This window comes from Methylocystis sp. (genome assembly GCF_021731785.1).
Taxonomy (GTDB): domain Bacteria; phylum Pseudomonadota; class Alphaproteobacteria; order Rhizobiales; family Beijerinckiaceae; genus Methylocystis.
The window spans coordinates 34,793-60,920 of sequence record NZ_JAKFWS010000061.1 but is presented as its reverse complement, the minus strand read 5'-3'; the positions used below and the strand labels follow the sequence as shown (position 1 = coordinate 60,920).

At 63.3% G+C, this 26,128-nt stretch carries 24 protein-coding genes, 1 other RNA gene and 1 pseudogene; 11 read left to right on the top strand and 15 right to left on the bottom strand.

Features of this window, described 5'->3' with window-relative positions; all coding sequences use genetic code 11:
- Positions 1-324 precede the first annotated feature (324 nt).
- Positions 325-1,097: pseudogene (locus tag QZ964_RS11715) on the top strand (methane monooxygenase/ammonia monooxygenase subunit C).
- Between the two features lie 97 nt (positions 1,098-1,194).
- On the opposite strand, the gene hemW reads toward QZ964_RS11715, so the two are convergent.
- Complete coding sequence (gene hemW, locus QZ964_RS11710) at positions 1,195-2,364, bottom strand: radical SAM family heme chaperone HemW (RefSeq protein ID WP_292531838.1); 1,170 nt, start codon at positions 2,362-2,364, stop codon at positions 1,195-1,197.
- Between the two features lie 265 nt (positions 2,365-2,629).
- Between hemW and QZ964_RS11705 the strand changes: the two genes are divergently transcribed.
- A complete protein-coding gene (locus QZ964_RS11705) occupies positions 2,630-3,112 on the top strand; it encodes a hypothetical protein (protein WP_292531837.1) in 483 nt (160 codons plus the stop codon).
- Positions 3,113-3,131: 19 nt separating this feature from the next.
- Positions 3,132-3,779: a hypothetical protein gene (locus tag QZ964_RS11700; protein ID WP_292531836.1), complete on the top strand. Its 648-nt coding sequence runs from the start codon at positions 3,132-3,134 to the stop codon at positions 3,777-3,779.
- Between the two features lie 12 nt (positions 3,780-3,791).
- On the opposite strand, the gene ada is transcribed toward QZ964_RS11700, so the two are convergent.
- Positions 3,792-4,853 (bottom strand): bifunctional DNA-binding transcriptional regulator/O6-methylguanine-DNA methyltransferase Ada, encoded by a 1,062-nt coding sequence (gene ada, locus QZ964_RS11695; RefSeq protein WP_292531835.1) that lies wholly within the window; start codon positions 4,851-4,853, stop codon positions 3,792-3,794.
- A gap of 136 nt (positions 4,854-4,989) precedes the next feature.
- Between ada and QZ964_RS11690 the strand changes: the two genes are divergently transcribed.
- Positions 4,990-6,009, top strand: a complete 1,020-nt coding sequence (locus tag QZ964_RS11690; RefSeq protein ID WP_292531834.1) for a histone deacetylase family protein — start codon at positions 4,990-4,992, stop codon at positions 6,007-6,009.
- A 107-nt stretch (positions 6,010-6,116) separates the two neighbouring features.
- On the opposite strand, the gene hisG is transcribed toward QZ964_RS11690, so the two are convergent.
- Both hisG and QZ964_RS11680 read right to left on the bottom strand, forming a co-directional pair.
- A complete protein-coding gene (gene hisG / locus QZ964_RS11685) occupies positions 6,117-7,088 on the bottom strand; it encodes an ATP phosphoribosyltransferase (RefSeq protein WP_292531841.1) in 972 nt (323 codons plus the stop codon).
- Positions 7,088-8,239 (bottom strand): ATP phosphoribosyltransferase regulatory subunit, encoded by a 1,152-nt coding sequence (locus QZ964_RS11680; protein ID WP_292531840.1) that lies wholly within the window; start codon positions 8,237-8,239, stop codon positions 7,088-7,090. The genes hisG and QZ964_RS11680 overlap by 1 nt, the downstream gene beginning before the upstream one ends.
- Before the next feature lie 242 nt (positions 8,240-8,481).
- Between QZ964_RS11680 and ffs the strand changes: the two genes are divergently transcribed.
- The 4 genes from ffs (at position 8,482) to recR (ending at position 11,589) form a co-directional block, all read left to right on the top strand.
- Positions 8,482-8,578: signal recognition particle sRNA small type (ffs, locus tag QZ964_RS11675), an RNA gene on the top strand.
- A gap of 75 nt (positions 8,579-8,653) precedes the next feature.
- Positions 8,654-10,498, top strand: a complete 1,845-nt coding sequence (locus tag QZ964_RS11670) for a DNA polymerase III subunit gamma/tau (RefSeq protein WP_292531833.1) — start codon at positions 8,654-8,656, stop codon at positions 10,496-10,498.
- The gene (locus tag QZ964_RS11665) at positions 10,495-10,818 is read left to right on the top strand and encodes a YbaB/EbfC family nucleoid-associated protein (RefSeq protein ID WP_292531832.1); all 324 of its coding nucleotides are present in this window, start codon (positions 10,495-10,497) and stop codon (positions 10,816-10,818) included. Before QZ964_RS11670 ends, QZ964_RS11665 begins: the two co-directional genes overlap by 4 nt.
- A 165-nt stretch (positions 10,819-10,983) precedes the next feature.
- Entirely contained in the window at positions 10,984-11,589 is a 606-nt protein-coding gene (recR, locus tag QZ964_RS11660; RefSeq protein WP_292531831.1) for a recombination mediator RecR, read from the top strand.
- A 25-nt stretch (positions 11,590-11,614) separates the two neighbouring features.
- Here recR and QZ964_RS11655 read toward each other — a convergent pair whose 3' ends face one another.
- The 6 genes from QZ964_RS11655 to rpsA form a co-directional block, all read right to left on the bottom strand.
- Positions 11,615-12,265 carry a DsbA family protein gene (locus QZ964_RS11655; protein ID WP_292531830.1) on the bottom strand — a complete coding sequence of 217 codons (651 nt, stop codon included), beginning with the start codon at positions 12,263-12,265 and terminating at the stop codon, positions 11,615-11,617.
- Between the two features lie 96 nt (positions 12,266-12,361).
- A complete protein-coding gene (locus QZ964_RS11650) occupies positions 12,362-12,565 on the bottom strand; it encodes a hypothetical protein (RefSeq protein WP_292531829.1) in 204 nt (67 codons plus the stop codon).
- A 175-nt stretch (positions 12,566-12,740) separates the two neighbouring features.
- The gene (gene rpsD, locus QZ964_RS11645) at positions 12,741-13,358 is read right to left on the bottom strand and encodes a 30S ribosomal protein S4 (protein WP_292531828.1); all 618 of its coding nucleotides are present in this window, start codon (positions 13,356-13,358) and stop codon (positions 12,741-12,743) included.
- Between the two features lie 273 nt (positions 13,359-13,631).
- The gene (locus QZ964_RS11640) at positions 13,632-14,045 is read right to left on the bottom strand and encodes a hypothetical protein (RefSeq protein WP_292531827.1); all 414 of its coding nucleotides are present in this window, start codon (positions 14,043-14,045) and stop codon (positions 13,632-13,634) included.
- Positions 14,046-14,093: 48 nt separating this feature from the next.
- On the bottom strand, positions 14,094-15,008 hold the full coding sequence (locus QZ964_RS11635; RefSeq protein WP_292531826.1) for a hypothetical protein: 915 nt from the start codon (positions 15,006-15,008) through the stop codon (positions 14,094-14,096).
- An 881-nt stretch (positions 15,009-15,889) separates the two neighbouring features.
- Complete coding sequence (gene rpsA / locus QZ964_RS11630; protein ID WP_292531825.1) at positions 15,890-17,632, bottom strand: 30S ribosomal protein S1; 1,743 nt, start codon at positions 17,630-17,632, stop codon at positions 15,890-15,892.
- Between the two features lie 604 nt (positions 17,633-18,236).
- Here rpsA and QZ964_RS11625 point away from each other — a divergent pair.
- The 3 genes from QZ964_RS11625 (at position 18,237) to QZ964_RS11615 (ending at position 20,239) form a co-directional block, all read left to right on the top strand.
- The gene (locus tag QZ964_RS11625; protein ID WP_292531824.1) at positions 18,237-18,467 is read left to right on the top strand and encodes a hypothetical protein; all 231 of its coding nucleotides are present in this window, start codon (positions 18,237-18,239) and stop codon (positions 18,465-18,467) included.
- A gap of 90 nt (positions 18,468-18,557) precedes the next feature.
- On the top strand, positions 18,558-19,403 hold the full coding sequence (locus tag QZ964_RS11620) for a DUF692 domain-containing protein (protein WP_292531823.1): 846 nt from the start codon (positions 18,558-18,560) through the stop codon (positions 19,401-19,403).
- Positions 19,400-20,239: a DNA-binding domain-containing protein gene (locus QZ964_RS11615; protein ID WP_292531822.1), complete on the top strand. Its 840-nt coding sequence runs from the start codon at positions 19,400-19,402 to the stop codon at positions 20,237-20,239. Before QZ964_RS11620 ends, QZ964_RS11615 begins: the two co-directional genes overlap by 4 nt.
- Here QZ964_RS11615 and fae read toward each other — a convergent pair.
- The 5 genes from fae to QZ964_RS11590 all read right to left on the bottom strand — a co-directional run bounded on the left by fae (position 20,209) and on the right by QZ964_RS11590 (position 26,040).
- Positions 20,209-20,751, bottom strand: coding sequence for a formaldehyde-activating enzyme (gene fae, locus QZ964_RS11610; RefSeq protein WP_292531821.1), 543 nt, complete (start codon positions 20,749-20,751; stop codon positions 20,209-20,211). The two genes, QZ964_RS11615 and fae, sit on opposite strands and share 31 nt — an antisense overlap.
- A 94-nt stretch (positions 20,752-20,845) precedes the next feature.
- Positions 20,846-21,910: a quinone-dependent dihydroorotate dehydrogenase gene (locus QZ964_RS11605; protein ID WP_292531820.1), complete on the bottom strand. Its 1,065-nt coding sequence runs from the start codon at positions 21,908-21,910 to the stop codon at positions 20,846-20,848.
- A complete protein-coding gene (locus QZ964_RS11600) occupies positions 21,907-22,251 on the bottom strand; it encodes a DUF952 domain-containing protein (protein WP_292531819.1) in 345 nt (114 codons plus the stop codon). Before QZ964_RS11600 ends, QZ964_RS11605 begins: the two co-directional genes overlap by 4 nt.
- Positions 22,252-22,279: 28 nt before the next feature.
- A complete protein-coding gene (gene mdoH, locus QZ964_RS11595; RefSeq protein ID WP_292531818.1) occupies positions 22,280-24,508 on the bottom strand; it encodes a glucans biosynthesis glucosyltransferase MdoH in 2,229 nt (742 codons plus the stop codon).
- On the bottom strand, positions 24,496-26,040 hold the full coding sequence (locus QZ964_RS11590; RefSeq protein ID WP_292531817.1) for a glucan biosynthesis protein: 1,545 nt from the start codon (positions 26,038-26,040) through the stop codon (positions 24,496-24,498). Before QZ964_RS11590 ends, mdoH begins: the two co-directional genes overlap by 13 nt.
- Between the last annotated feature and the right edge of the window lie 88 nt (positions 26,041-26,128).

Here is a 26,128-nt window from a genome sequence, read left to right as displayed (position 1 = left end):
AGGAGCATCCGCGCGCGTTCGACCCGGCTCGCCGGTTCTGTCCGCGAACGCGCAAGCCTCATTAACTCCGCCAGGTCGCTCTCCGTAAACGCCAACTCGATCACTCGACGTGGAGCCGCCATGATCAACCTATCTCGTTCAGCAAATCGCTGAACAAGTGTATAAACGCAGCAGTGCTCCGACGGAATCCACCGCATATGAGCGGATTCAAGGAATCTGAGCACTAGTCTGCCGCCGTCATCAACACGGCTCGCGACTTCGCGCGCAACAGACCCTTGAGGAGGGCGCTAAAGCCCCCGACAGCTCAGACATTTGGAGACAATCATGAGTATGACAAAAGCCGAAACCCGTTCCGCCGCCGCGGGCGCCGAACCAATCTTGGACACGAAGCCCCTTCTCATCGGCGTTGGCGCGCTGATGCTCTTCGTGGCGATCCTGCGTCTCTATGAACAAGTCTTCGCCTGGAGCGTTGGCCTCGTTCATTCTCGCCAGACTTTCAGCTCTATTGGATGGGCCTGCTGCAATTTGCGATTCTTGCGTCCTGCCTCGGCGCTGTCGGCATCGTCGGTTTTATGTGGCGCACGCGCGACCGAGATCTGGCGAGCCTGAGCCCTTCAGCCGAAATGCGCCGGCTGATTTATCTGGTCCAGTGGCTGGTTGTTTTTTCGCTCGCCCTGTTTTGGGGTCTGAGCTTCTTTTCGGAGCAGACGGCTGTCTGGCACATGACCGCCGTGCGCGATACGGATTTCACGCCGAGCAATATCATCACCTTCTATATTGCATATCCGCTTTTTGCAGTCATCGGGCTGGGCGCGTTCTTCTATGCGAAGACGCGCCTGCCCATTTTCGCAAAGGGCTATTCTCTCGCCTTCGTGGTGCTCGTCGTCGGCGTCTTCATGACCATCCCTAATGTGGGATTCAATGAATGGGGCCATACATTTTGGTCGATGGATGAAGGCTTTGCAGGTCCGCTGCATTGGGGCTTCGTCTTTTTCGGCTGGATGTCGCTTGCAGTCTTTGGCGTCGTGCTGCTGATCCTGGGCCGTCTTCGCGAACTCCTCGGCGCCGATGCGCTAGCGCAGTTGTACAAGCGCTAATTTTGCGCTGCGCATCAGCCGCATAATCTCGCGACCGGCGCCGTCTATTCGTAGCGGCGCCGGTCACGGTTCCTGACTGGCGATCTCGGAGAATTCGCTAAGCCGCGAGGTCGGCGACCACCGCATCGAGCACCGGGAAGCCTTCCGAACTGACGCGCAGCCGGTTCTCGCGAGTAAATTCGACGAGCCCGTCGCCGATGAGTTCGCTGATCCGCGACTGCGACAGGCGTTTGCCGGTCAGCAGGAAATAGCGCTGGGGATCGACGCCTTCGCGCAGCCGAAGCCCCATCAGCAGGAATTCGTCGCCTTCCTGCTCGGACGAGAGCAACTCGTCGTCGATGAGGCCGTGCCCTTCGGTCTCGACGCAGGTGAGCCACATCTCGGGATGCCGCTCGGCGGCCTGGGCGCGCCGTCCGCGCGGCGTGACCACCCGCCCATGCGCGCCGGGACCGACCCCGACATATTCGCCATAGCGCCAATAGACCAGATTGTGCCGGCACTCGGCGCCGGGCCGCGCGTGGTTGGAGACTTCGTAAGCGGGCAGGCCGGCGCGGGCGGTGACCTCTTGCGTCACGTCCCAGAGCGCGCGCTGAACGTCGGCGCCCGGCAACGTCATCTTGCCGGCGTTGACCATGCGCTCGAACATCGTGTCCGGCTCGATCGTCAACTGATAGAGCGAGACATGGTCGGGCGCGCGCGCGAGCGCCAGCTCCAGTTCCTTTCGCCAGGCGGCGGGGGTCTGGCCGGAACGGCCGTAGATCAGATCGAAAGATGTGCGCTCGAAGACCGAATTGGCGACGTCGAGCGCCATCAGGGCTTCGGCGACCGAATGCTGGCGGCCGAGTGCGCGAAGGTCGATATCGTTTAGGGCTTGCACGCCGAGCGAGACACGGTTGACGCCGGCGGCCTTGAAGCCCTTAAAGCGCGAGGCCTCGACGCTTGTCGGATTGGCCTCGAGCGTGATCTCGCAGTCCTTGGCGAGGCTCCAATGGCTCGAAATCTGGGAGAGGATCGCCTGGGCCGTTGACGGCGACATCAGCGAGGGCGTGCCGCCGCCAAAGAAAATCGAGCGGACTTCGCGCCCGCGCGTCAGTGCGGCGCGATGCGCAAGCTCTGCGCTGAAGGCCTCGACGAAGCGGTCCTCGTCGACGTCGCCGCGCCGGACGTGGCTGTTGAAATCGCAATAAGGGCATTTCGACAGGCAGAACGGCCAGTGGACATAAACCCCAAAGCCCGGGTCGAAAGCGTTGCGAATCGGTGTCGCCATGGCCCTTTATCGCACGGAACGGCGGGAAGGGCACGGCGGACGAGCCCGGCCATCGGTTGAAGGCTGGGCGTTGCGCATCCCTCGCCTTTACGGGGAGGGTGGCTCCGCGAAGCGGGGTCGGGTGGGGTCATATCGTGAAGCGACCCCCACCCGGCGGTCCCGACGCCAAGTTTACGCAGGCTGCGCAAACTTGCCTGCGACCGCCGACCTCCCCACAAGGGGAAGGTATCTCGCGCCAAACACTGGATCGAGGGAGATCTGCTTGATGGCTTTTTGGGAGGTTTGGCGATTCTGGTGGAGAAAGCCGGAGGCTCAACAGCCCGACCCGGCGGCGTTGGCAATCGCGGAAGCGATCTCCCGCAACCTTGCGGCCCTCGGCCTGTTCGTCGATTCGCGACAATACGGCCGCGGGTTCTTTGAAATCAAAGCCTCGACCTCGCCAAAACTCATCACCACGCCCGACGGGACCGAGGCGTCCGGAATCGCGCTGCTGCTCGCCGGCGCCTATGAGCCGCCATCGCTCGTTTTCGAACAGATCAATTCTCTGCAGCGCGGCCTGGGGCGCGCCATGGTCGAGGCTGTCCTCGACGGGGCGAAGGCGCGGCCGGACGCGTTCCGACGGCTCAGGGTCAATGATCTTTCGCCGCGCTTGCCGGACGGACGGCGATGGTGGGAGCATGTCGCCGCGGCGCATCCGGAGTTCGATTGGGTCATTACGCATGAAGAGCCGTTCAACAGCGCGAGATGAGCCACGGACATTCGGCGCATTGTCCGTTCTGCGCCGCTGGCTCGGTTTCTTTCGGCGCGTACAGCAAGGCGCCGTTGCGCCAAAGGCGGGGACTGGCGACGATGAGACCTCTGCGAAATTTAAGAAGAAGCAGCAAAAGCTCGCAGCGCTCTGCCGCGAATTCGGCTATGACGTCGGCAAGGTGACGCTCAGCCCGCAGACGCGGGCTTTCGACTATCTCGGCCAGAGCTTCACTTCGGAGGGACAGTCCTTTCCCGACGGCCGCATTGAAATCTATTGCGACCCGAACATGAGCGACGCCCGACTTGGATGCTGTCTCGCGCATGAACTGCAGCACGTGCGCTATTTCGCGGTGCGCGACGCCTATCGCGCAGAAAGGGCGGACGGCCCTCTGCACCGGCGATTCGCCAAATATGCCCCGGAACTGCTCGCGGCGCTGCGCGGCGTCTCGAATTATTCAAATGAACATTGGGACGCCTGGAAAGGCGATGCGCCGCCCAAGCTTTTTGCTTCGGAGTTGGAAACGGGCGAAAGCGAGCCGATTAACGAGACGATCGCGGAGGTCGCCAAAGCGGTCTACAATTGGGGACCGGACGTGCGCATCAATTCTCTTTGGAAAGAGCTGCACGACACGATCAACGAGGAATATGCGGCGCTTCAACAATAGCGCGACGCTCGTTTAGGACGTGCGTTCCCGCGCCAGCAGTTCGCGCTTGCGCGCGACGCCCCAGTAATAGCCGGAAAGGGCGCCGTCGCTACGCACGACGCGATGGCAGGGAACCGCGACCGAAACCGGATTTGCGGCGCAGGCGCCCGCGACCGCGCGCGTCGCTTTCGGCGCGCCGATGCGCCGTGCGATTTCGGCGTAGCTTGCCGTCTCTCCCGCCGGAATCTCGCGCAACGCGGCCCACACGCGCTGCTGAAAGGCCGTGCCGCGCATGTCGAGCGGCAGATCAAAGGGCGATTGAGGCCGCTCGACCATCCCCACCGCCGCGGCGACATAGCGCTCGAACGCCTCGTCGCCGCCGATGAGCGTCGCTTGCGGAAATCGACGTTGCAGATCGCGCAGCAGTTCTTCGGGGTCGTCGCCGAGCGAAATGGCGCAAACGCCTTTTGCGCTCGCGGCGACGAGCACTGCGCCGAGAGACGATTGGCCGATGGCGAAGCGGATCGTTTCGCGCGGCGCCCCGGCGCGATAGGCGCTTGCCGACATGCCCAATGTTTCCTTGGCCGTCGCGTAAAAGCGCGCGCTCGAATTATAGCCAGAATCGTAGATCGCCTCGGTCACTGTCTGAACTTTCATGAGTTTGTCGTGCAAGCGCGCGCGCCGATGCGCCTGAGCATAGGCCTTGGGCGTGACGCCGGCGATGCGCGAAAACAGTCGATGGAAGTGATATGGGCTAAGCCCCGCGGCGCGCGCCAGCTGCCCAAGCGTCAGCGGGACCTCGGCGCCTTCGATCATTCGGCAGGCGCAGGCGACTTTGTCCGCGTCCCGTTCCTGCTGCGACGGCGCATTAGGCCGGCAGCGACGGCACGGACGAAACCCTTGCGCCTCGGCTTCCGCCGGTGTCGCGCAGAAGCGGACATTGGCGCGTTTCGCCGGCCGAGACGGGCAGGACGGGCGGCAATACACGCCGGTCGTCTCGACGCAATAATAGAAATCGCCGTCCTGGCGCGAATCGCGCGCGACAACCGCCGCCCAGCGCGCGTCGTCGAGTTCGAGCGAATGTGCCTCGGTCATGTTCCTGGTCCTCTTCGCGCATCATCCCCTTATCGACGATCGCCGCAATGCGTTTCTTGCTGTCCAATCCAAGACAGGCTGACACGCTTCTCAAGCGATCCTATGCTAGGCGTCTGAAGTATCGATTGGACGCGACATGCCGGGACGCAACGCCGCCTTCACGCGCCGAGCGGCAATCGCCGGCGCGAGCGCAAGCCTTGCCTGCTTGCGCGCGCGAGCGGCGACGACTTCGACCCTGCTCGTCACCCATCCCGCGGCGCTCGCGCATGACATGGGTCCAGCCCATGTCGAAGGGTCGGAGCGTCTCCGCGCCGTTCTGCGCGCGCTTGACGACGCGCGCTTTGCGGGTCTCTTGCGCGCCGAAGCGCCTTTAGCGTCGCAAGAGGCGCTGCTGCGGGCGCACAGTTCCGAACATTTGTCGCGTCTCGCGACGGCGGCGCCAGCGAACGGATATGTACGCATTGGCCCAGACGTCGCCATGAACGGCGCCACCCAAGAGGCCGCTTCGCGCGCGGCCGGCGGGGCGATCGCGGCCGTCGACGCGGTCATGGGCGGCCACGCCAAAAACGCTTTCGTCGCTATGCGGCCGCCGGGACATCATGCGACGCGCCATACGCCGATGGGATTTTGCTTCTTCAACAATGCCGCTATTGCCGCCCTGCATGCGCGCGCGGCTCATGGCGCGTCGCGGGTCGCGATCGTCGATTTCGACGTGCATCATGGCAATGGCGTGCAGGAAATCTTCTGGAGCGATCCAAGCGCGCTTTACGCATCGACGCATCAGATGCCGTTCTATCCTGGCACGGGTGCGATAAGCGAAACCGGCTCCTATGACAATATCGTCAACGCGCCGCTCGCCAAGGGCGACGGCGGCGCGCAATTTCGCGAAGCGCTTGTGTCTCGGATTCTGCCGCGCCTCAACGATTTTTCGCCCGATATCGTCATTCTCTGCGCCGGCTTCGACGCCCATCTGCATGATCCGCTCGGCGGATTGCGGCTGATTGCCGACGATTTCAGGGACGTCACGCTGCGGGTGTTGGAGATCGCGGCGCGACGCTGCAAGGGTCGCGTCGTCTCGCTGCTCGAAGGCGGTTATCGCCCGGAAGATCTTGCGCGCAGCGTCGCAGCGCATGTCGGCGCATTGATGGAAGCGTGATCAGGCCGCTTCAGTTCGTCATTGGGAGGAATGCAGCGACGAAGCAATCCAGCAATCGCCGCGCGCCTTTTGGATTGCTTCGCCTCCGGCTCGCAATGACGAACGTCTCACCCAAGCCGCGCCGCGAGCTTGCTCCATAAGGCGTTCTCCGCCCGAAAGACATAGTCGAGCCCGGCGCTGGTGACGCTTGTGGCGCCTTGAGCGATCAGCCAATCGGCGAGCGCGGCGACCTTGGTCGCCGGACAGGAGAAACTCGCCGAGCGGCTGTCCTTAATACGTAATTCTGCGCCGAAGTTCGCTTCAGCCTCTCTTTGGATTTGTTCGCTCAGAGCGGGCAGACTGGCACGCACTTCGCGCGTCGTGCGCGCTTCCTCTTCCGCGGCGATGCGCGAAAGAATGATGCGCGCCGCTTCACGCGCGGTCCGGCTCCAAGGCGCCGTCAGCGAGGCGACGAGATTGGCTTGCGAGCGCAAAATCACGCCGTCCTCGATCACCTTCAGCGCATTCGCCGCGAGCGTCGCGCCGGTGGTCGTGATATCGACGATGAGATCAGCGGAGCCAGCGGCGGGCGCGCCTTCGGTCGCGCCGGAGCTCTCGACGATCCGATAGTCGGAGACGCCGTGCGCGGCGAAGAAGCGCCGGGTCGTGTTCACATATTTAGTCGCGACCCGCAGTCCGCGACCGTGGCGTGCGCGAAATCCGTCGGCGACATCTGCGAGATCGCTCATGGAGCGCACGTCGATCCAGGCTTGCGGAACCGCGACGACGACATTGGCGGCGCCAAAGCCGAGCGGGGCGAGAAGCTCCACCGTTATTTCTGCGTCGGCGATTTCCTCGCGAACTAAGTCTTCGCCGGTCACGCCGAGATGCGCTTCGCCCAAGGCCAGCCGACGCGTGATCTCGGAAGCGGAGAGATAGGCGACTTCCGCGCCTTCGACTCCGGCGACCGCGCCGCGATAATCCCGCGCGCCACGTCCTTGCGTCAGCTCCAACCCGGCGCGCGCGAAGAAGGCCGCGGCGTTCTCTTGCAGCCGGCCTTTTGAAGGGGAGGCGACGATGAGTTTTTGTGCCGGCGACATCATGCTTCTCCCGCGCCGGGCGAAAGACGGTCGATCCAGATGGCGGCGCCGACGGCCGGTGTGTCCGAAGCTGCGCCGAGCGTTTTGAGCAGGCGGTCGTAGCGTCCGCCCCCGATCACCGGTTCGCCGTCGTCGCTGTGGCGCGCCTCGAACACGAAGCCGGTGTAATAGTCGAGATGGCGCGCAAAGCTCGCCGAGAAGCGCATCGCATTGACCGCGAGGCCGCGCGCCGCGATAGCGTCGGCGCGCGTGTCGAAAGCGTCGAGCGCGGCGGAGAGGTCCAGCCGCGCTGCTTCGGCCAGCTTCCGCATGGCCGCGGACGCCGATTTGGGCGCGCCTTCAACTGCAAAAAAAGCTTCGGCGAGCGCGCGCGTCTCTTCGGAAACGCCGGCGCCGTCGGCGAGCGTCGCCTGGTCGAGAAAGCGCTCGGCGATTTCAGCTGCGCTCCGCCCGCCGACGGCAACGATGCCCGCAATCGAGAGCAGATCCTCGACGAGCCGACGCGCGTCGGCCGGGTCTGCTTTCGTCAGCGCCGCGAGAACGCCGGACTGTTCCGACCCGCCGTTGCGCCTCGGCGCGGCAAAAATATCGGCGATCCGTTGGCCGCGGGCATGGCCGGCGGCGAGACGCCGACGCCAGACGGGCGGCATGTCGAGCCTTTCGAGAAAGGCGGCGACGAGCCCCGCGTCGCCGATGTGGACGTTGAGCGCCGTCGCGCCCGCAGCGGCGGCGGCTTCCAGCGCAGCGACGAGAATCTCGGCGTCCGCGGCTTCGCGGTCCTGGCGGCCGAAGCTCTCGAGTCCCGCCTGAAGGAACTCGCCATGGCCGGTCGCGCCACGCTCAGGCGCGCGGAAGACCGCGCCCCCATAAGCATATGCGGCTGGCTGGCCCGCCATGGGGGAGCCCAGATAATCGAGGCAGACCGGGATTGTATATTCGGGCCGCAGGCAGAATTCCGCGCCTGAGCCGTCGCTCGTCAGATAAAGCCGGCCGCGGAAATCTTCTCCGGAGCGATCCAGAAAGACATGCGCTGGCTGCAGGAGTCGAGGCTCGCAGCGCGCGAAACCTTCCCGCGCGAAATGCGCAAGGATGGCCGCCAGGCGTGAGGCGTCGCGTTCTGCTGAGGTGGGGGTGACGGCGTTCAAGCGCAAATCCCTCGAAATTTGCGCTCTCTTTAGCAAGTGCGCCGCGCCAGCGACACCCCTGCTCCGGGCGAAAGGTGAACGTCCCAAAGCAAAGGCCGTGGTCCAGGCGGCTTCTCCTATTTCGCCGTCCCGGCCCCCAACGCGCCGCTTCGGCATGACTTCCGGTTTGTTGCCGGCTCCGCCGCAGCCCTGCGGACGATGCGATGCTATGTCTTGCATCCCAAGGCCTCGTCTGCCACATAGGGGCCGGGAGGTTGGCGGTGGACGCTTCACTCGCCAACCGGGTCAGGTCCGGAAGGAAGCAGCCCTAACGAGCTTGGGCGGGTCTTCGTTCAGCCTCCCACCTCTTTCGGCGAGCAACGGATGGCGTGGCGCAACAATCGCGCTGTTCGTCGCTCGTCTGTCGCCGGATGGATGCAGATGGACCACGAGCACGATCCGCCGAGGCCATCGCTGGCGCCCGACGATGGGCCTTCGCTTTTTGGCGCCGAACAGGCGCCGCCTTCGGCCTATCGCGTGCTCGCGCGCAAATACCGACCGACCACCTTCGTGGACCTCATCGGCCAGGAGCCGATGGTGCGCACACTTGAAAACGCGTTCGATCTCAACCGAATTCATCAGGCCTATCTGCTCACCGGCGTTCGCGGCGTCGGCAAGACCACGACCGCGCGCATCCTCGCGCGCGCCTTCAACTACGAGCTGCCGGCGCGAGACGGCCAGCCCGCGATCAATCAGCCGACAATCCATATGGAGGAGCTTGGCGTTCACTGCCAAGCGATCATCGACTCGCGTCATGTCGACGTGCTGGAGATGGACGCCGCCTCGCACACCGGCATCGACGACATCCGCGAGATCATCGACAACGCCCGGTACCGTCCGGTGATGGCGCGCACTAAGGTCTACATCATCGACGAAGTGCATATGCTCTCAAAGGCCGCCTTCAACGGTCTCTTAAAGACCCTCGAAGAGCCGCCGGAGCACGTGAAGTTCATTTTCGCGACGACGGAAATCGACAAGGTGCCAGTGACGGTGCGCTCGCGCTGCCAGCGCTTCGATCTGCGCCGCATCGACGCCGGACTACTTGCCGATCATCTGCTCGGCGTTTGCAAAGCCGAGGGCGTCGCCATCGCGCCGGAAGCGCTCGCGATGATCGCCCGCGCGGCGGAGGGCTCGGCGCGCGATGCGCTGTCGTTGCTCGATCAGGCGATCGCTTATGGGGCGGCGCATTCCGCGGGCGGCGCGATCGTCGCCGAGGATCTGCGTCTGATGCTCGGCGTGGCCGACAAGGCGCGGGTCATCGACCTGTTCGACGCGGCGATGTCGGGCGACATCTCTACGGCGATCGGCATTCTCGAAGATCAGTATAATGGCGGCGCCGATCCGGCGCAGGTGCTGCTCGAACTCGCAGAATTCACGCATCTCGCGACGCGCTTTAAGCTTGCGCCGGAGACCGCGCATTCCGCCGCGCTGACGCCCGAAGAAAAACGCCGCGGCGAAGACGCCGCCGCGTGCCTTTCCGTGCCGGCGCTGACCCGCGCCTGGCAAATCTTGATGAAGGGCGTCGAGGAATTGCGTGGCTCGCAGCGGCCGCTGGCGGCCGCCGACATGGTGCTCGTGCGGCTCGCCTACGCCGCCGACATGCCGACGCCGGCGGAGGCGCTGCGGCGTCTGGGTTTTGGCGAAAGCGCTCCTGGCGCCGTTGAAGCATCCATTTCGCCACAAGGCGCAAGGCCGGCGGGAGCCAGCGGTTCGCCGACGCGCGGCGGTTCACAACTCGCGGCGGCGCCGCGTCCCGCAACGCCTCAGCCGTCTGCAGCCCCAGTTCCGGGAGTGGTCATCGAGAGCTTCGACGCGCTTGTCGCGCTTGCCGCGCAGAAGCGCGACATGCGCCTCAAGATCGGGCTCGAATCCGAAGTGCGGCTAGTGCGATTTGAGCCCGGGCGGATCGAATTTGAGCTCGCGCCCGGCGGCGCGCGCGAACTGGCTTCGACTTTGATGCAGAAGCTTCAGGCTTGGACCGGCGAGCGATGGATGGTGTCGATCGTCGCCTCGGGCGGCGCGCCGACTCTCAAGGAGCAGCGCGAAGCGGAAGAGCGCAGGCGCCGCTCCTCTCTCGAATCCGATCCGCTGGTGGCGAGCGTGCTCGCGCGTTTTCCGGGCGCGCAGATCGTCGCCGTGCGGGGCAGGGACGAGGGCGCGGCGTCCGCCGAAACGCTTTATGATGACGCGTCGCCAATCGAGGAAGACGACGGAGAAGCGCAATGATGGACTTCATGGGCCTGATGAAGCAGGCGCAGCAGATGCAGGCCAAGATGGCCGAAGCGCAATTGGAGCTCGAACAGACCGTCGTTGAAGGCGAGGCGGGCGGTGGGTTGGTGAAAGTTGTGCTGACCGCCAAGGGCTCGATGAGGAGCGTCTCCATCGACTCGAGTCTGTTGAAGCCGGAAGAGAAGCAAATTCTCGAAGATTTGATCCTCACGGCGCATATGCAGGCGCGGGCCAAAGCCGAGGACGCGATGGCCGAGAAGATGAAGGCGCTGACCGGCGGCCTGCCGCTGCCGCCGGGAATGAAGCTGCCATTTTGAGATGGCTTCGACGTCGCCGCCGTGTCTTGCGTCATCGCCGGCCTCGAGCCGGCCATCCACGTAATGACGCCGTCCAAAGATTGCTTTTATACGTAGCGCTCCGGCGTTCACGCCCGCGACAAGCGTGGGCATGACGCGAAACCTCATGAGGCGTTTGATCCGGCCATGGCTGAAAAAGTCGCCGGCCCCGAAATCGAAAAGCTCGTGCAGCTGCTCGCGAAGTTGCCGGGACTCGGTCCGCGCTCGGCGCGGCGCGCGGTCTTGCATCTCATCCGCAAACGCGAAGAACTGCTCGCGCCGCTCGCCGAGGCGATGCGCGTCGCGCATGAGCGCATCGTCGCCTGCTCGGTGTGCGGCAATATTGATACCAGCGATCCGTGCACGATCTGTCGCGACGCGCGCCGCGACGGGACGATCCTGCTTGTCGTCGAGACGGTCGCCGACCTCTGGGCGTTGGAGCGGGCAGGCCTGCTCAACGCGCGCTATCACGTGCTCGGCGGCGTGTTGTCGCCGCTAGACGGCGTCGGCCCGGACGATCTCGCCATTGCGAGCCTCGTTGCGCGCGTGCGCGGAGAGGGGACTGGCGAAGTCGTGCTTGCGGTCAACGCAACGGTCGATGGACAGACGACCGCGCACTACATCGCCGACGCGCTGTCGTCGTCAGGCGTGAAGGTGACGCGGCTCGCCCATGGCGTGCCGGTCGGCGGCGAACTCGATTATCTCGATGAAGGCACGCTTGCGGCGGCGCTGGAGCGGCGGACAGCGTTTTAGCGAGGCGAGAAATATTCCGGCGTCATCACTTCGCGGCGATTTTCGATTGGATGATCTTGTCCCAGTCCTCGACGCCGATCTCGCCGCTGTATTTGTCGCCATTGACGAAGAATGTCGGCGTAGAGTTGACGCCGAATTTCTCGGCGGCGCGATTTCGCACCTTGTTCACATTTTCGTAAAGCGCTTGATCCTTCAACACCGCTTCGAACTTTTCCTGGCCGAGCCCAGTCTGTTTCAACACATTTGCCAGTCCGTCGAGCGGCTTATCTGAAAAGGCCCAGTTCTTCTGCTGCGAGAAGAGGAGATCGACAGCCGCATCGCGCTTGTCGCCGAGTTCGCGCGCCAGCATGAAAGCCGCCGTCGCCAGCGGATCGAGCGGGAACTCGCGCAGGATGAATTTTGCCTTGCCGGTATCGATATAATTCTTTTTCAGCTCGGGATAGACGTCGTGATGGAACGCAGCGCAATGGCTGCAAGTCATCGACGCATATTCGACGATCGTCACCGGAGCGCTCGCCGCGCCCTCCACCACGTCGGGGAGGGCGTTCGGCGCCATCAGCTCGTCGACCGAAACCTTGCCGGAAGGCGACTTGTCGGCATAGGCGGGCGCAGCGGCGCAGAGCGCGCAGGCGGCGGCCACAAGAAAACGGCGACGGGGCATAAAGGCAAGGGGCATGTGCGGTCCATAACGGTTGCGACGCGGAAGACCATAACGTCTTCGGTAATTGTGGCAAATCAAATCTGGCCCGGACGAGAAGCCGCGGACAGGACTCTACAGTCCGTGTTTCGGCTGAATGAACCAGTAGAGCACGCCGAGAAATGCGAGAACGACGCCGAACCAGAAAACGACGTCGCCGATTTGCAGGTCCTTCATGGTGTAGCTGAGAACGCTGACCAACAGGCCGCCGATCGCTATCCAGAGTGGACGCTGACTGCGTTCTTTCTTTTGCGGCGGCTTCTTTGACAGCCCGGACAAGCGCCTCTCCCTTGTCGTTTCCCCTGCCGTTCCGACCGTCTTATTTTGTTGGCTGCGCGAGCGGTGACGGCTTCTTGCGCTTAGACTTTCCGATCGCGCTTCCCCAGTCAAGAATTGCGAACAAAAAAACAGCCGCTCGGAGCGGCTGCTTTCGCGAAATTCCTGCGCGCCGAGGTTACCGCGAATAGAATTCGATGACGAGGTTCGGCTCCATTTGCACCGGATAGGGCACTTCTGTCGCGTGCGGCACCCGAACGAGCTTCGCGATCATCTTGGAATGGTCGACATCGTAGAATTCCGGCGTGTCGCGTTCGGCGAGCTGAACCGACTCAAGAACGGTCACAGCCTGCTTCGAGGCCTCTTTCACCTCGATCACGTCTCCGACCTTCACCTGATAGGACGGAATGTTGACGCGCTTGCCGTTGACGCGGATATGGCCGTGATTGACGAACTGGCGCGCAGCGAAAACCGTCGGAACAAACTTCGCGCGATAGACAATGGCGTCGAGTCGCCGCTCCAGAAGGCCGATCAGATTGTCGCCCGAGTCGCCCTTCATGCGGATCGCCTCTGCATAATATTTGCGGAATTGCTTTTCCGAGATGTTTCCGTAATAGCCCTTGAGCTTCTGCTTGGCTTTGAGCTGCGTGCCATAGTCCGAGAGCTTGCCCTTGCGGCGCTGACCATGCTGCCCGGGGCCGTATTCGCGGCGGTTGACCGGGCTCTTCGGCCGGCCCCAGATATTCTGGCCTAGGCGGCGGTCCAGCTTATGTTTTGCTTCTGAGCGTTTCGTCACTTTTCGTCCTCTTTTGCTCGCGTTAGGGCGAGAGAGGCGACAAGACGAAAATCGCCCGGAGCCTTGCGCTCTGGGCGTCATCTCGAACCGCGTCTCTCGCCGCCCCGGCGCCGCTGGGGCATCAAGAACGCGCCCTCCTCTGCCGTCGACCGGCCGACAGGCGTTTGCTGCAAACGCCACGGGTGCTTGCTTGGCGCGAAGGGTCCGCGTCAAGCTCGTGGGGAGCTAAAGGAAAGCGCTCCGCAAGTCAAGATTCCTTCGAAATGGTTGAACTTACGGCCAAGGGAAAGAAAAACCGTCGTCGTAAGGGACGATCATGTCGGCGTTGTAGGGCGGCCGCTGCGGAAGCGTTTCCTGCATATACCAGCTACGCTGGTTGCGCTCGATGGGATCGTTATTGAGGTAGGTCTGCTGGACCATGTAGCGATTGGTGCTGCCGACCGGCGCCTGGGTTCCTGGATCGAGCCAGCTGCGGCGCTGGATATCGATGGGGCCCCGAGCGCAACAAGGGTCGTCCGAAGAAACGCGATAGCGCGACTTGGCGAGCGCGGCGCCCGCTGCAAACAACGCCAGACATGCGAGCCCGGCCGACAGCACTTCAATTTTGCGCATCACGATCCCCTTTTGGACTGAACGCCAGGGATCATAATAGCGGATCGTTTCGCAAAAGCGAATTGGCGCCGCCATTTCCCGCCATTAATTCGCCTTCAGGGTGAATGCTTCGGCTCGAAGCGCTTAGCGCGCGAGTTGGGGGCCTTCTTGCGTTGTCCTGGAATGGGCGCGATGCGCGGCTTTCTTTTTGGCTGGAATCGTCGCGGTCAGGTCATCGCGCGAGAAATTGTCGCAACCGATGGAACGGGACGCCGCCGCCTGTGCGAAGAAATCATTCAATCCGGGCATGTCCGGACTCGCCGTATAGTTGATGCGGTCGAGCAGGCAGCCGAGCGCGACGCGGTCAATCGGTCTTCCCGCCGGGCCGCATGCGAGTCCGGCGATTTCGAGCGCAAGCGTCCCATTGACGTATCGCGTGGCGAGACAGCTGCGTTCGCTCGCGCCGACGCCTTCGGACGCAGGTTGCGACAATCGTATTTCGGCCGTCTCGAATGAACCCAATCGGACGAGGAGCGGGCTCGGCCGACCGATCTTTGCGACATTAAGTCCCTCCTGCGCGGCGTGTCGCGTCATGTCTAGGAAGAAATCGGACGTCTTTTCACCATCGGTAATATCCTGATGAATGTCGACGCGCATGAATGGCGCGCCTGCCGCGAACTGCCCGATTGAAATCGTGTCGATGCGGCCAGCGCCCTTCTCTCCGTCGCGCGCAGCGATCGTCTTTTTCTCCCTGGCAAATTGGGGCGCTGCGATATCGAATGTGCTGAAGGGTTTCGCCATCAGCGCCGAAGCCTCGATTGCGTCAACGGAGATCTTGGCGGTGATCTTGCCCGGCGCGTGCGTGACGCGCGGCGGCGCAATTTTCGGCGCGCTCTTCGGTTCAGCAGTCCTGGGTTCGCGTGGAAGAAAGATGAGTGCCGCGAGGAGAATCAGCGTCGCGCTGACGCCCATTCCGATCGCCGCGCGCGCGCCCGCCGGCCGTGCGCGTAGCGGGCGCGCGTAGTGCCTGTCGCTCGGGTCGAATTCGGCAACGCTCATGGGGCGCGACTCCGGCGGCCTGCAGCGCCGCATATGGAAAAACGCGCCGAGTTTGCGTCGTCGCCTCGGAAGTTGGGGTTAACGGCGCAGCCTGAATTGAGTTTTGGTGAATAAAGGATTGACGCGGCGAAGCCGCGCCGCGTCTCTCCTTATGGATTCATCCGCGCTGGTGCCCCATCCCGCTTTGCTACGCAACGCGATTCTCCTTCGAAAGGGGAGGGTGGAGTCGCGCAGCGCCAAATTTCCCATCGTCTTTCGACGCGGGTGAGCAAGGGCGGTCCGGGACGCCTCGGCCCCGTTACTCGGCCGAGTGCGTGAAAAGCAGAATATAGGTCGGGGTCATTGAGACGATCCCGGACACGGTCTTTTTCCGCGACGCACCTTTTCCGACAGCCGCTACGCCCCCGGATGGCGGACGCCGTTCTGCCGGACACGGCGCCAGACGGCGCCGCTTCTTTCCCCTATCGCTTGTGCGCGATAGGGGCGCGTCGCAAGGGCCTCCTATGCGCCGCCTCGTGCCGCGGGACGTTTCCCGTTTCGGTAGTCGTTCCCAGCGTGCGGCCCTAACTTCTCCAGCCCAGCCATTTCGCGCATGAGCAACTCATGCGCCCGCCACGCATCTGGCGGCGGCCCGGCCAGCGGCGCGAGACCCGACGCAAGGTCGCGGATCGTCGCCTTGCGCTTAACCATCCCCGCCAGCGTCGCCGATCCGTGACGACGCCCCTTGCAGTTGGCGAGGCGGGGCGAGTATGGGCGAGGTTTTGGGGGTGGGGATAAGTTTTGTAAGGCGCGACTTCGGCCTCCCTTCAAGAGGAGCGTGGCGCGCGCAAAAAAAAGCCCGCGCCGTTCGGCGCGGGCTGGTATTTGACGACCGGGGAATTCTACTCCTCGGAATTCTTGCCCTTCTTTGGCGTCTCTTCGCGGGCTTTCAGCGCCGCGCCGAGGATGTCGCCCAACGAAGCGCCCGAGTCGGCCGAACCGTATTGCGCGATCGCCTCTTTTTCCTCGGCGACTTCCAGCGCCTTGATCGAGACCGAGACCTTGCGCGCCTTGCGATCGAAAAGCGTTACGCGGGCGTCGACCTTTTCGCCGACGGCGAACCGTTCGGGGCGCTGATCGGCGCGGTCGCGGGCAAGCTCGCTGCGCTTGATGAAGGTCGTGAGATCGGTGCCGGAAATCTTTACGTCGATGCCGGAGTCCTTCACCTCGATCACTTCGCAAGTGACGACGACGCCCTTCTTCAGCTCGCCGCCTTCTTCGGCGCTCACGGAAGCGAAGGGATCGCCGGCAAGTTGCTTGACGCCGAGCGAGATGCGCTCCTTCTCAACGTCGACGTCGAGGACCTGGGCGTTGATCACGTCGCCCTTCTTATAATCCTCAATCACCTGCTCCCCGGGGCGGTTCCAGTCGAGATCGGAGAGATGGACCATGCCGTCCACATCGCCATCAAGTCCGATGAACAGGCCGAACTCGGTCTTGTTCTTGACCTCGCCGGAGACGCTCGAACCGACCGGATGCTTTTCGGCGAAAGCCTCCCATGGGTTCTGCAGGCACTGCTTGAGGCCGAGCGAAATACGGCGCTTGACCGGATCGACTTCGAGAACCTGCACGTCGACTTCCTGGCTCGTCGAGACGATCTTGCCGGGATGGACGTTTTTCTTCGTCCAGCTCATTTCCGAGACATGGACGAGGCCTTCGATGCCGGGCTCCAGTTCGACGAAAGCGCCGTAGTCGGTGATGTTGGTCACGCGGCCGTGGAACCTGGCGCCGATCGGATATTTCGCCTCGATGCCCTGCCACGGATCCTCGAGCAGCTGCTTCATGCCGAGCGAGATGCGGTGCGTCTCGTGATTGATCTTGATGATCTTCACTTTGACGGTCTGACCGATGGTCAGCACCTCGGACGGGTGATTGACGCGCCGCCAGGCGATGTCGGTGACATGCAGCAGGCCGTCAATGCCGCCGAGATCGACGAAGGCGCCATAGTCGGTGATGTTCTTCACGACGCCGTCGATCACCTGTCCCTCTTCGAGGTTGGCGACGATCTCGTGGCGCTGCTCGGCGCGGCTCTCTTCGAGCACGGTGCGGCGCGACACGACGATGTTGCCGCGACGGCGATCCATCTTCAGGATGTGGAACGGCTGCGGCACGTTCATCAGCGGGCCGACGTCGCGGATCGGTCGGATGTCGACTTGTGAGCGCGGCAGGAACGCCACCGCGCCGTCGAGATCGACGGTGAACCCGCCCTTGACCTGATTGAAGATGACGCCGTCGACCTTTTCATTGGTCTCGAACGCTTTTTCGAGCTTCACCCAGCTCTCTTCGCGGCGCGCCTTGTCGCGCGAGATGACGGCTTCGCCGAGCGCATTCTCGACGCGCTCCAAATAGACTTCGACCTCTTCGCCGACCTGCGGGGCAGGGTCGCGCCCGTAGCCGGTGAATTCCTTGATCGGGACGCGGCCTTCGGTCTTGAGGCCGATGTCGATGACGGCGACATCCTTTTCGATGGCGACGACCCGGCCCTTGATGACGGAGCCTTCGAATGCTTCGTTCTGGCCGTAGCTTTCATCGAGCAGGGCGGCGAAATCTTCGCGCGTGGGGACGCGATCGGTAGTAGCGGACATTTGTTCTCCTGAAGGCCCCAGAAAGGGCGGCGCCGGCATAGGGTTCGCGTTGCAGTTCGGCTCTCGACCATCGGAGCGTCCTTCCGCCGCTGAAACGCGAGGGAGAACGAAAAAGTTCGCTAAACGAACTGGCCGGCGCGGCCCGAGGTCGAAAACCAAAGCGAATGCGCCGGCTTGATCTCCGGCGCGGGCGTTATCTATCAGCGCCGCGCCGCCTCCGCAAGCGCTCGAAGCAGAAACCGTTGCGGGGAAAGCTGCGGCAAAACCATGATATTGCAATGCAATATACTACTAATATACTGATTTAATATATTAAACATAACGCGAGAGCGCGCCTGTATCGTCGAATTTACTGCTGGCGGAATCGAAGTCGCATGCTTAGTCTGCGTGGCCAAGCTTGGACTGCGTTCCGGGATCGCGCTGATCCGCAGGGGCACAGTCGCGGAAGCAGGAAGCAGCGCAATATGCTGTTGGGCTGTTGCTTCCCGCGCCGCCGGGGCCGACACAACGCCCGCGAGCGCTAAGTAGAAGCTGGCATGCGCCGCGCGAGCGGCCAGAGCGTCGACTTCCCCTCATCGCGAGGGGGATATAAGAGGAGAGAAAAATGAAACCCAATATTATTTCAGGACCGGCGCTCGCAGCCGCAGCCATCGCCCTTGCCTTGAGCGGCGCGTCGGTTGCGCCCGCCCATGCGCATGGCGCCAAGGCGACCCACGCCAAGAGCCATTGCGGCGGCAAGTCCAGCTGCCGCGGCATGTCCAAATGCCACCACAAGGCGCAGTGTCACCACCACAAGGGCCGCTGCAACATGAAGAGCCGCTGCCACACAAAGTAATCGCCTTGTGCGGGGGCGGCGCCTATGGTCGTCCCCGCCACGCTGATGCGGCTCCGGCATGAGCGGCGATGCCCGAGAGGGGAACACGTCATGGAAAAGCCCCCGCCGCTTGGCTACGGCTTGGGCCTGCGGCCGATCTATTATGAAGAGATCCTGTCGTCGCGCCCGCCGGTCGACTGGTTCGAAATCATTTCTGAAAACTACATGCTCGCCGGCGGCCGGCCACTGGCGATGTTGGAGCGGATACGCGCCGATTATCCCATCGTCATGCATGGCGTCTCGATGTCGCTTGCGTCAACCGATCCGCTTAACCTCGACTATTTGCGGCAGTTGAAGGCGCTCGCCGAACGCGTCCAGCCGGCATGGGTTTCAGATCACGTCGCCTGGACAGGCGTTCACGGCGTCACGCTCCATGATCTGTTGCCGATTCCTTATACGCGAGAATCGCTTGCCCATATCGCCGCGCGCATCCAGCGGGTGCAGGATTTCCTCAAGCGCCAGCTCGTCGTCGAAAACGCTTCGACTTACGTTTCCTTCGTCGACTCCGAGATGAGCGAACATGAGTTCGTTCGCGAAATGGCGGAGCGCGCCGATTGTCTGTTGCTGCTCGACGTCAATAATGTTTTCGTTTCGAGCTTCAATCACGGCTTCGATCCGGTGGCGTTCATCGACGGCGTTCCAGCCGAGCGCGTCGTGCAGTTCCATATGGCGGGCCATACCGATAACGAGACGCATCGCGTCGACACACATGACCAGCCAGTCTGCGACGAAGTCTGGGCGCTCTACGAGCATGCGCGGCGGCGCTGTGGCGACGTCTCCGCCATGATCGAGCGCGACGACAATTTTCCTCCGCTCTCGGATCTTCTCGACGAGCTGCAGCATATGCGCGACATCGACGCCCGCATCTCAAAAGAGCGAGCGCTCACCGCGGCATGAAGCTCGTTGATTTCCAATCACTGTTTCAGCAGCGCGTGCTGGCCGGCTCCGGAGAGGCGGACAAGCCGCTGCTGAAAAAATTGCGATTGTCGCCGCGCGGCGCGACTGCCGAGACGCTGCTTGGCGTCTATCAGAGCGGCTACCGCATACGACTGGCTGAATTCGTTTCCGAGGATCACCCCGGCCTGCGTGCGATTCTCGGAGATGAGGCGTTCGAGGCGCTGGTCGACGACTACATCGACCAGCGCCCCTCGCGCGATCCCAACGCCCGCTTTTTTACCACCGGACTGCCGGATTTCATGCGTGAAAGCGCGCGCTGGCGCGACGATGCTGCGGCCGTTTCCATGGCGCTGTTCGAGCGCGCGATGGTCGACGCTTTCGACTCTCCTGACGAAACGCAGTTGGCGGTGCAGGCGCTGGCGGAATTCGCGCCGGAGGATTGGCCGAGGCTCGCCTTCGATTTCGACCCGAGCCTTGCTTTGCTCGAACTCGCCGCCGGCACGATCGCGGCCTATGACGCGGCGATCAGCGAGGAGGAGCAGGACAAGGTCGAAGCGCCGCCGGCGGGCGATGAGGTTGAATATGCCGCGGTGTGGCGCGTCAATTACGAATCTGCCTATCATGCGCTAGAGCCCGACGAATATGTCGCGCTCAATGAAGCGCGCGCCGGCCACGCCTTCGGCGACATATGTCAGATGACCGCTTTTCAGCAGGCCGGAGAGATTGCGCCAGAACGGCTGGCGCAATGTCTGTCGAGCTGGTTTCAGGACGGCATGATTATCGGCGTACGCGTCCTCGGCGAAGATCAGTCGTCGAAGACGCCTTCAAGCGCGTAATGCTGCACGCTCTTACGGTTGGCGATGAGTTCGTCGGCCGTCGGCTCGCCCTTTATCGCGCGTGAGATCGCGAGCTTCGTCGCCTCATAATTGGTGCGATAGAGGTCTTTCTTGTCGAGCTTCTTGTGCTTGGCGCAACGCGGATCGAGCCACACCATGATGACCATGCACAGCTCGTTGATCTGATCCTTCGGGATAATCCCTTCAGCAATGCAATCGACGATAGCGTCGCCGGTCGCCGCCTGCACAACGCCGCCGAGAAGCTCAACATACTCTTCCGACTTGACCGTCATTTTGGTGGTCATCATTGTCGCCGGCCGCACCTGCTGATTGAGGTCGCGGATGACGAACATGCGCGGATGCCCGGCGACCTGGCCCGCCATGCTGGCGAAGGCGTGCCCAACCGGGCCCTTGACATTGCCGATCATCACTTCCGGCATGGCGTCGGTATATTGTCCGTCCCTGGCCAAAACCGTCGCTTCGCCCGTCGCCAGCCAGATATGGTCGGTCATCGTCGTTCCTCTTTCGTTGAGTTGCGCGCTCGATAGCATCGAGCGCTGTCATATGGAAGCCAGCGATCGGCACGAAGTCCGACGCATAGGAGCTTCAGTCCGCGCCGCAAAACGCCTTCGCGCGCGCGCCGATACTCGCCGACAGCGCTCCGTTTTCGCGCGCGAGAATATCGATCAAACCGCGCTTGATGCGCGCGATCAAACCGGGGCCTTCATAAACGAGCGCGGAATAAAGCTGCACGAGCGTCGCGCCGGCTTCGATCTTGGCGAGCGCGGCTTCCGTGCTGTCGACGCCGCCGACGCCGATCAATGGGAACTGCCCGTCGACGCGTAGAAATGTTTGCGCGAGCATGCGCGTCGAGAGGTCGAACAAAGGCGCGCCGGAAAGGCCGCCGCTTTCCTTCACCAATGGCGAACGCAGCGTCACGGGGCGCGTAATCGTCGTGTTCGATACGACAATGCCGTCGATGCGCCGCTCGCGCGCGACGCGCACAATGCCGTCAAGCTGTGCCAGCGTGAGGTCGGGCGCGATTTTCAGGAGCACGGGACGCCTGATACGCGCCGCGTCGCGCGCTTCGATCACATGCGCGAGCAGTTCAGAAAGCGCGTCCGGCTCCTGCAGGTCGCGCAGCCCAGGCGTATTGGGCGAACTGACGTTGATCGTGAAATAGCTCGCGACGTCGGCGAAAGCGCGAACGCCCGCGACATAGTCGGCGACGCGGTCGGCGGCGTCCTTGTTGGCGCCGATGTTGACGCCGACAATTCCGCGCCGCGCGCGCTTTGACAGGCGCGCCAGCGCCGGCGCATGGCCTTCATTGTTGAAGCCGTAGCGATTGATGACGGCGCGATCCTCCACGAGGCGAAAGGCGCGCGGACGCGGGTTGCCGGGCTGCGCGCGCGGCGTCAGCGTCCCGACTTCGACGAAGCCGAAGCCGAAACCGAGCATCGCGTCGGCGACTTCCGCGTTCTTGTCGAAGCCTGCGGCGAGGCCGATGGGATTGGCAAATTCGAGCCCAAAGGCTGAAATCGAGAGACGCGGATCGTTCGGTGGCGGCGCACGTGGCGGCAGTAATTTCAGGCTGGCGATCGTCGCGCGATGCGCCGTTTCCGCGTCGAGCAGGCGCAGGAGCGGCGATGCGATCGCGAAGGCGTCGATCATTTAAGGACGCCGGAGAAATCGTGTCGACCGTTCGCGCCTATTGGAAGCGGATCGAGGCGCGCGACTTTCTCGAAAGGCAGCGGCGCATAAAGATGCGGGAACAGCGCGCCGCCGCGCGAAACCTCCCATTTGAGCGCATCGCCGAACGCGGCGGCGTCCACAGCGACGAGCAGCAGATCGGTCCGACCGGCGAAATATTTCGCGGCTGTTTCCTCGACCTGCTCGGCGGTCGATAAGTGAATGAAGCCGTCGGCGACGTCGATCGCGGCGCCATTGAAAACGCCAGACGCTTCCGCCGCGTCCCAGTCGGCGCGCGAGACGATTTTGTAAATGCGAGTCACCCGCCGGCCAGCCTCATCATGAGCGCGGTCACTCCGCGGCGCGCGCGGTTCTCTGTGCTGCGGCCGCGAGCTCGGCGCGGCGCGGCAGACGCGCGACCATGCCGATCAACGCGCGGTCGGAGAGCGCCACGAGCCGCTCGCCGCGGTTCAGCCAATTGACCGCGTCCTCGATCGTCTCGGCGTCGGCGATCTTGGCCTCAGCCAAGGCCCGATCCGCGCCGATTTGTCCACGTTGCCGCGACCGGCGAGTCGGCAACCAGTTTTCATGCAGCTCGCGCAGCTCCGGGTCGGCGTGGATCGCCAGCAGACCATTGACGTCGTCTTCGCCGGCGCGCGCGAGCGTCTTGGTCAGCGCCTTGCCACGCTTGGCGATCGGTGGGGTCGTCGTTTCTTCGGGCGTGATCAGCGCGCCGGCGCGCCGGAGCACCAGCCCGAGCCAACGTTGGCTCGTGGCCCATGAAATCAAAATCGCGAGCACCAGGCCGGCGATTGTCGGCGACATCCAGGCGACCAGCGAGGGCGAAATCATGAAGCCGGCGATAAGGCTCAGCAGTCCGAGCGCAACATGCCAGAAATGTCGACGGACGATGTCCATGAAAGGCACGGAGCCGTCGTCGCGTCGCTGCGGATCCCAACCAGTGTCGAAACCGAAGACGATATGCAGCACATGGCCGGTCTGAATCAGCATCATGATCGGCGCGAGCAATGCGGACAGCACGATTTCGAAAGCCGTCGAGATCAGCAGCATGATCACGCCGCCGGAGCCTTTGCGCGTTTCCGGCTCGGCGATGGCGACGATCAGGCCCAGCGCCTTGGGCGCGAGCAGGATGCCCATGGTGAGGCCGAAGAGTTCGAGCGACCGCTCGGCGTCGAACCGCGGAAAGGTGGGAAAGAGCGCGAATTCGCCGGTGAAATATTCCGGCCGGAAATAGCTCGCCTGAAAGACGATTACGATGCCGATGAGCAGCTGCAAGAGCCACAGCGGCGAGGTCAGATAGCCGAAGATGCCGGTGAGAAAATGCTGTCGCGACGCCCAGTGAAAGCCTTTGCCGAACAAGACGCGCGCATGCTGCAGATTGCCCTGACACCAGCGACGGTCGCGAATCGACAAATCGATCAGCGAGGGCGGGCTTTCTTCAAAGGAGCCGCCGAGCGTCGGCATCATGTAGACCGCATAGCCGGCGCGCCGGATTAGCGCCGCCTCGACGAAATCGTGCGAGAGGATGTGGCCGCCCCAGGGCGGACGGCCGCGCAAATCCGGCAGGCCGCAGTGCTTCGCGAAGGCTTCGGTGCGGATGATGGCGTTATGGCCCCAATAATTGCCGTCGCGGCCCATCCACGCCGACATCCCCACCGCGATCACGGGGCCATAGATGCGCGCGGCGAATTGCTGAACCCTGGCGAACAGCGTGTTGCGATTGATGATGAGCGGCAGAGTCTGGATGATGCCGCTGTCGGGGTCGGCCTCCATTGCGGCGGCGAGTTGCACGATCGTCGGGCCGGTCATCAGACTGTCGGCGTCGAGCACGACCATGTGCTTATAGGCGCCGCCCCAGCGCGAGACGAAATCTTCGATATTGCCGGCCTTGCGCGCCGTGTTCTTTTCGCGCCGCCTGTAGAAGATGCGGGCCTGCGGGCCGAGCCGCCGGCGGATGGCGACGAAGGCGCGCTCTTCCGCGATCCAAATATCGGGATTAGTCGTGTCGGACAGGAAAAACCAATCGAAATGCGCGCCAAGGCCCGTTGCTTGAACGTCTTCGTAGATGGTCTGCAGGGCGGCGAAGACCCGGCTTGGCGCCTCATTGTAGATGGGCATCACCACGGCCGTTGTCTCGGCAAGCGCCGACGGCAGGGGCGCGCGCCGGCGTTGGCGCATCAGCAGGGCGAAACCGACGAGGCAACTCGCGAAGGAGAGCGCGATCCAGGAAAAGTTGAGCACAAACAACGCCAGCAGCGCCCACTTCAACGTGGTCACGCCGCCCACGTCGACGACCTTGTACATTTGATACGCGCCATAGGCGGTCAGCGCGAAACCGCCGCCAAATGTCAAGAATCGCGCGAGCCACGGCGTACGCCACAGCCATGGCGCCTCGGCTTTCCGTCGCTGGCGCCGATCGAACTTGAAGAGATTTTGCGCCGGCATCGACAACCGGCTTTCAGGAGGAGTCGGCGGCGCGGCGGCGGGATCGGAATCGGCGCTTCTCCGTTCCGTTGCTGGCGGCGGGTGGTCCAAGGCGGCGAAAGTCACGACGTCCATCGGTAAAGCCAAGTCTCGCTGATCGGGCGCTCGTCCGACTGCAGAACGAGCCGAAGCTCGCAGTAGTTCTCGCCGGACGGGTCAACGTCGAAAACGACGCGGCACGACTTCGCTGACGCATTCAAATAGGTCTGAATATTGGTCGCCAATCCGGGTGAGGTCGTCAACGCCGCTTTGAGTTGCGCCGTGCGCTGCGGATCCGCCAATAGATCGCCGGAAAAGACGACAACAAAACGGCGGAGCTTGCCCACCGGCCCGCGGCCGGAGCGCGCGCTCGCCGCGATCGCAAGCGGCGGCCGCGCCGGCGGCTCCCAGCACCAGAACTGCCGATAGGCGAAGGACGTCTCCTTACCGGCGACGAGAGCGGTCTTTGGCCGCCAATAGGCGACGATATTGGCGTTGACTTCGGATTCAGAGGGAATCTCCACAAGCTGCAGGGCGCCATCGCCCCATTCGCCGAGCGGTTCGACCCACAGCGACGGACGACGCTCCCAGTGCTGCTGGTCGTCGTCGTAGTCGTCGATGTCGCGCTGCCGGATCAGCGAGCCGAAGCCCTGCGGATTTGTGTCGACGAAAGCGGAGAATTGCAAACTTTCCCGGTTTGATACCGGTCGCCAAAGCCATTCCCGCTGGCCGGTGAGCATCTGAATGCCGTTGATGTCGGCGACCATCGGCCGCCAATCGTCGGGCCTGGCGCGGTCGAGCGGCGTAAACAGCGAAGCCGCCGCAAATCCGGCAAGCCCGAAATGATCGATCGCCGTCCGTGGGTAGAGCGTCAATTCAGTGTCAATGAGCGTCGCTTCGCCCGGCCGCAGCGTGAAGCGGTAAACGCCGGCGACGCTCGGGGAATCGAGCAGCGCGTGGATGACGAGAGCGTTGTCGCCCAAGGCGGGCTTCTCGATCCAGAAGCTTCGAAACGCCGGAAACTCCTCGCCGCGCGGATCGGCGGTCCGAATCGACAGACCGCGCGCCGTCACGCCGAGATTCTGCCCGCGCGCGACCGCGCGATAGAAGCTTGCCCCTTGAAATATGGCGAGTTCCGCTTCAGCGTCGCCATGCTGCGTGTGGAGCACCCGAAAACCCGAGAACCCCAGGTCGGGCAGCGCGTCGGGGACACGCATCGCGCCATAGTCGAAGCGGCGCCTTTCATAAGGCAGCCGCGCGGCGGCGCCGTTCTCGACGAGGTAGATGTCGACCGCGGCGGCAAAAATATGGCCGCGGTGAAGCGGCTCGATGCTGAAACCGGCGTTGTCCTGGCGCCAAATCGCCGAATCCGGCTTCGTCTTGATTCCCACGAACTGTTCGTAGGAGAGGTTGGCGAAAGGCTCGGGCAGGTCGGTCCGTGGCGGCATATAGGGCTTTGCGGCCAGAGCGCGCGCCAGTTCGACGACCATGTCCCGCGAAAAAGGCGCCGACTCTGGAACCTTCGGGTTGGGCGCCGGGCCAGCCGTCGCCGCGCTTGACGGCGGCGGAGCGATTCCCGCCGCGATTGCGCCCAGGCCCGCTTTTAAAACATCTCGACGTTCGAACATGAGCTACCAAAGGAAGCCGATCCGAGCGGTCCAGAACGGGCGGTTGAGCCTTTTTGCGGCGCTGGGCTGGCGACAGTCCCTCTATACA

Bases quoted from the DNA above. Each gene is read 5' to 3' on its own strand.
- QZ964_RS11670 (WP_292531833.1), top strand. From the start codon at position 8,654: ATGGACCACGAGCACGATCCGCCGAGGCCATCGCTGGCGCCCGACGAT.
- QZ964_RS11590 (WP_292531817.1), bottom strand. From the start codon at position 26,040: ATGTTCGAACGTCGAGATGTTTTAAAAGCGGGCCTGGGCGCAATCGCG.
- recR (WP_292531831.1), top strand. From the start codon at position 10,984: ATGGCTGAAAAAGTCGCCGGCCCCGAAATCGAAAAGCTCGTGCAGCTG.
- QZ964_RS11705 (WP_292531837.1), top strand. From the start codon at position 2,630: ATGGCTTTTTGGGAGGTTTGGCGATTCTGGTGGAGAAAGCCGGAGGCT.
- QZ964_RS11625 (WP_292531824.1), top strand. From the start codon at position 18,237: ATGAAACCCAATATTATTTCAGGACCGGCGCTCGCAGCCGCAGCCATC.
- QZ964_RS11640 (WP_292531827.1), bottom strand. From the start codon at position 14,045: ATGGCGGCGCCAATTCGCTTTTGCGAAACGATCCGCTATTATGATCCC.
- QZ964_RS11665 (WP_292531832.1), top strand. From the start codon at position 10,495: ATGATGGACTTCATGGGCCTGATGAAGCAGGCGCAGCAGATGCAGGCC.
- ada (WP_292531835.1), bottom strand. From the start codon at position 4,853: ATGACCGAGGCACATTCGCTCGAACTCGACGACGCGCGCTGGGCGGCG.
- QZ964_RS11655 (WP_292531830.1), bottom strand. From the start codon at position 12,265: ATGCCCCTTGCCTTTATGCCCCGTCGCCGTTTTCTTGTGGCCGCCGCC.
- hemW (WP_292531838.1), bottom strand. From the start codon at position 2,364: ATGGCGACACCGATTCGCAACGCTTTCGACCCGGGCTTTGGGGTTTAT.
- QZ964_RS11615 (WP_292531822.1), top strand. From the start codon at position 19,400: ATGAAGCTCGTTGATTTCCAATCACTGTTTCAGCAGCGCGTGCTGGCC.
- QZ964_RS11605 (WP_292531820.1), bottom strand. From the start codon at position 21,910: ATGATCGACGCCTTCGCGATCGCATCGCCGCTCCTGCGCCTGCTCGAC.
- QZ964_RS11620 (WP_292531823.1), top strand. From the start codon at position 18,558: ATGGAAAAGCCCCCGCCGCTTGGCTACGGCTTGGGCCTGCGGCCGATC.
- fae (WP_292531821.1), bottom strand. From the start codon at position 20,751: ATGACCGACCATATCTGGCTGGCGACGGGCGAAGCGACGGTTTTGGCC.
- rpsA (WP_292531825.1), bottom strand. From the start codon at position 17,632: ATGTCCGCTACTACCGATCGCGTCCCCACGCGCGAAGATTTCGCCGCC.
- QZ964_RS11690 (WP_292531834.1), top strand. From the start codon at position 4,990: ATGCCGGGACGCAACGCCGCCTTCACGCGCCGAGCGGCAATCGCCGGC.
- QZ964_RS11635 (WP_292531826.1), bottom strand. From the start codon at position 15,008: ATGAGCGTTGCCGAATTCGACCCGAGCGACAGGCACTACGCGCGCCCG.
- mdoH (WP_292531818.1), bottom strand. From the start codon at position 24,508: ATGGACGTCGTGACTTTCGCCGCCTTGGACCACCCGCCGCCAGCAACG.
- hisG (WP_292531841.1), bottom strand. From the start codon at position 7,088: ATGTCGCCGGCACAAAAACTCATCGTCGCCTCCCCTTCAAAAGGCCGG.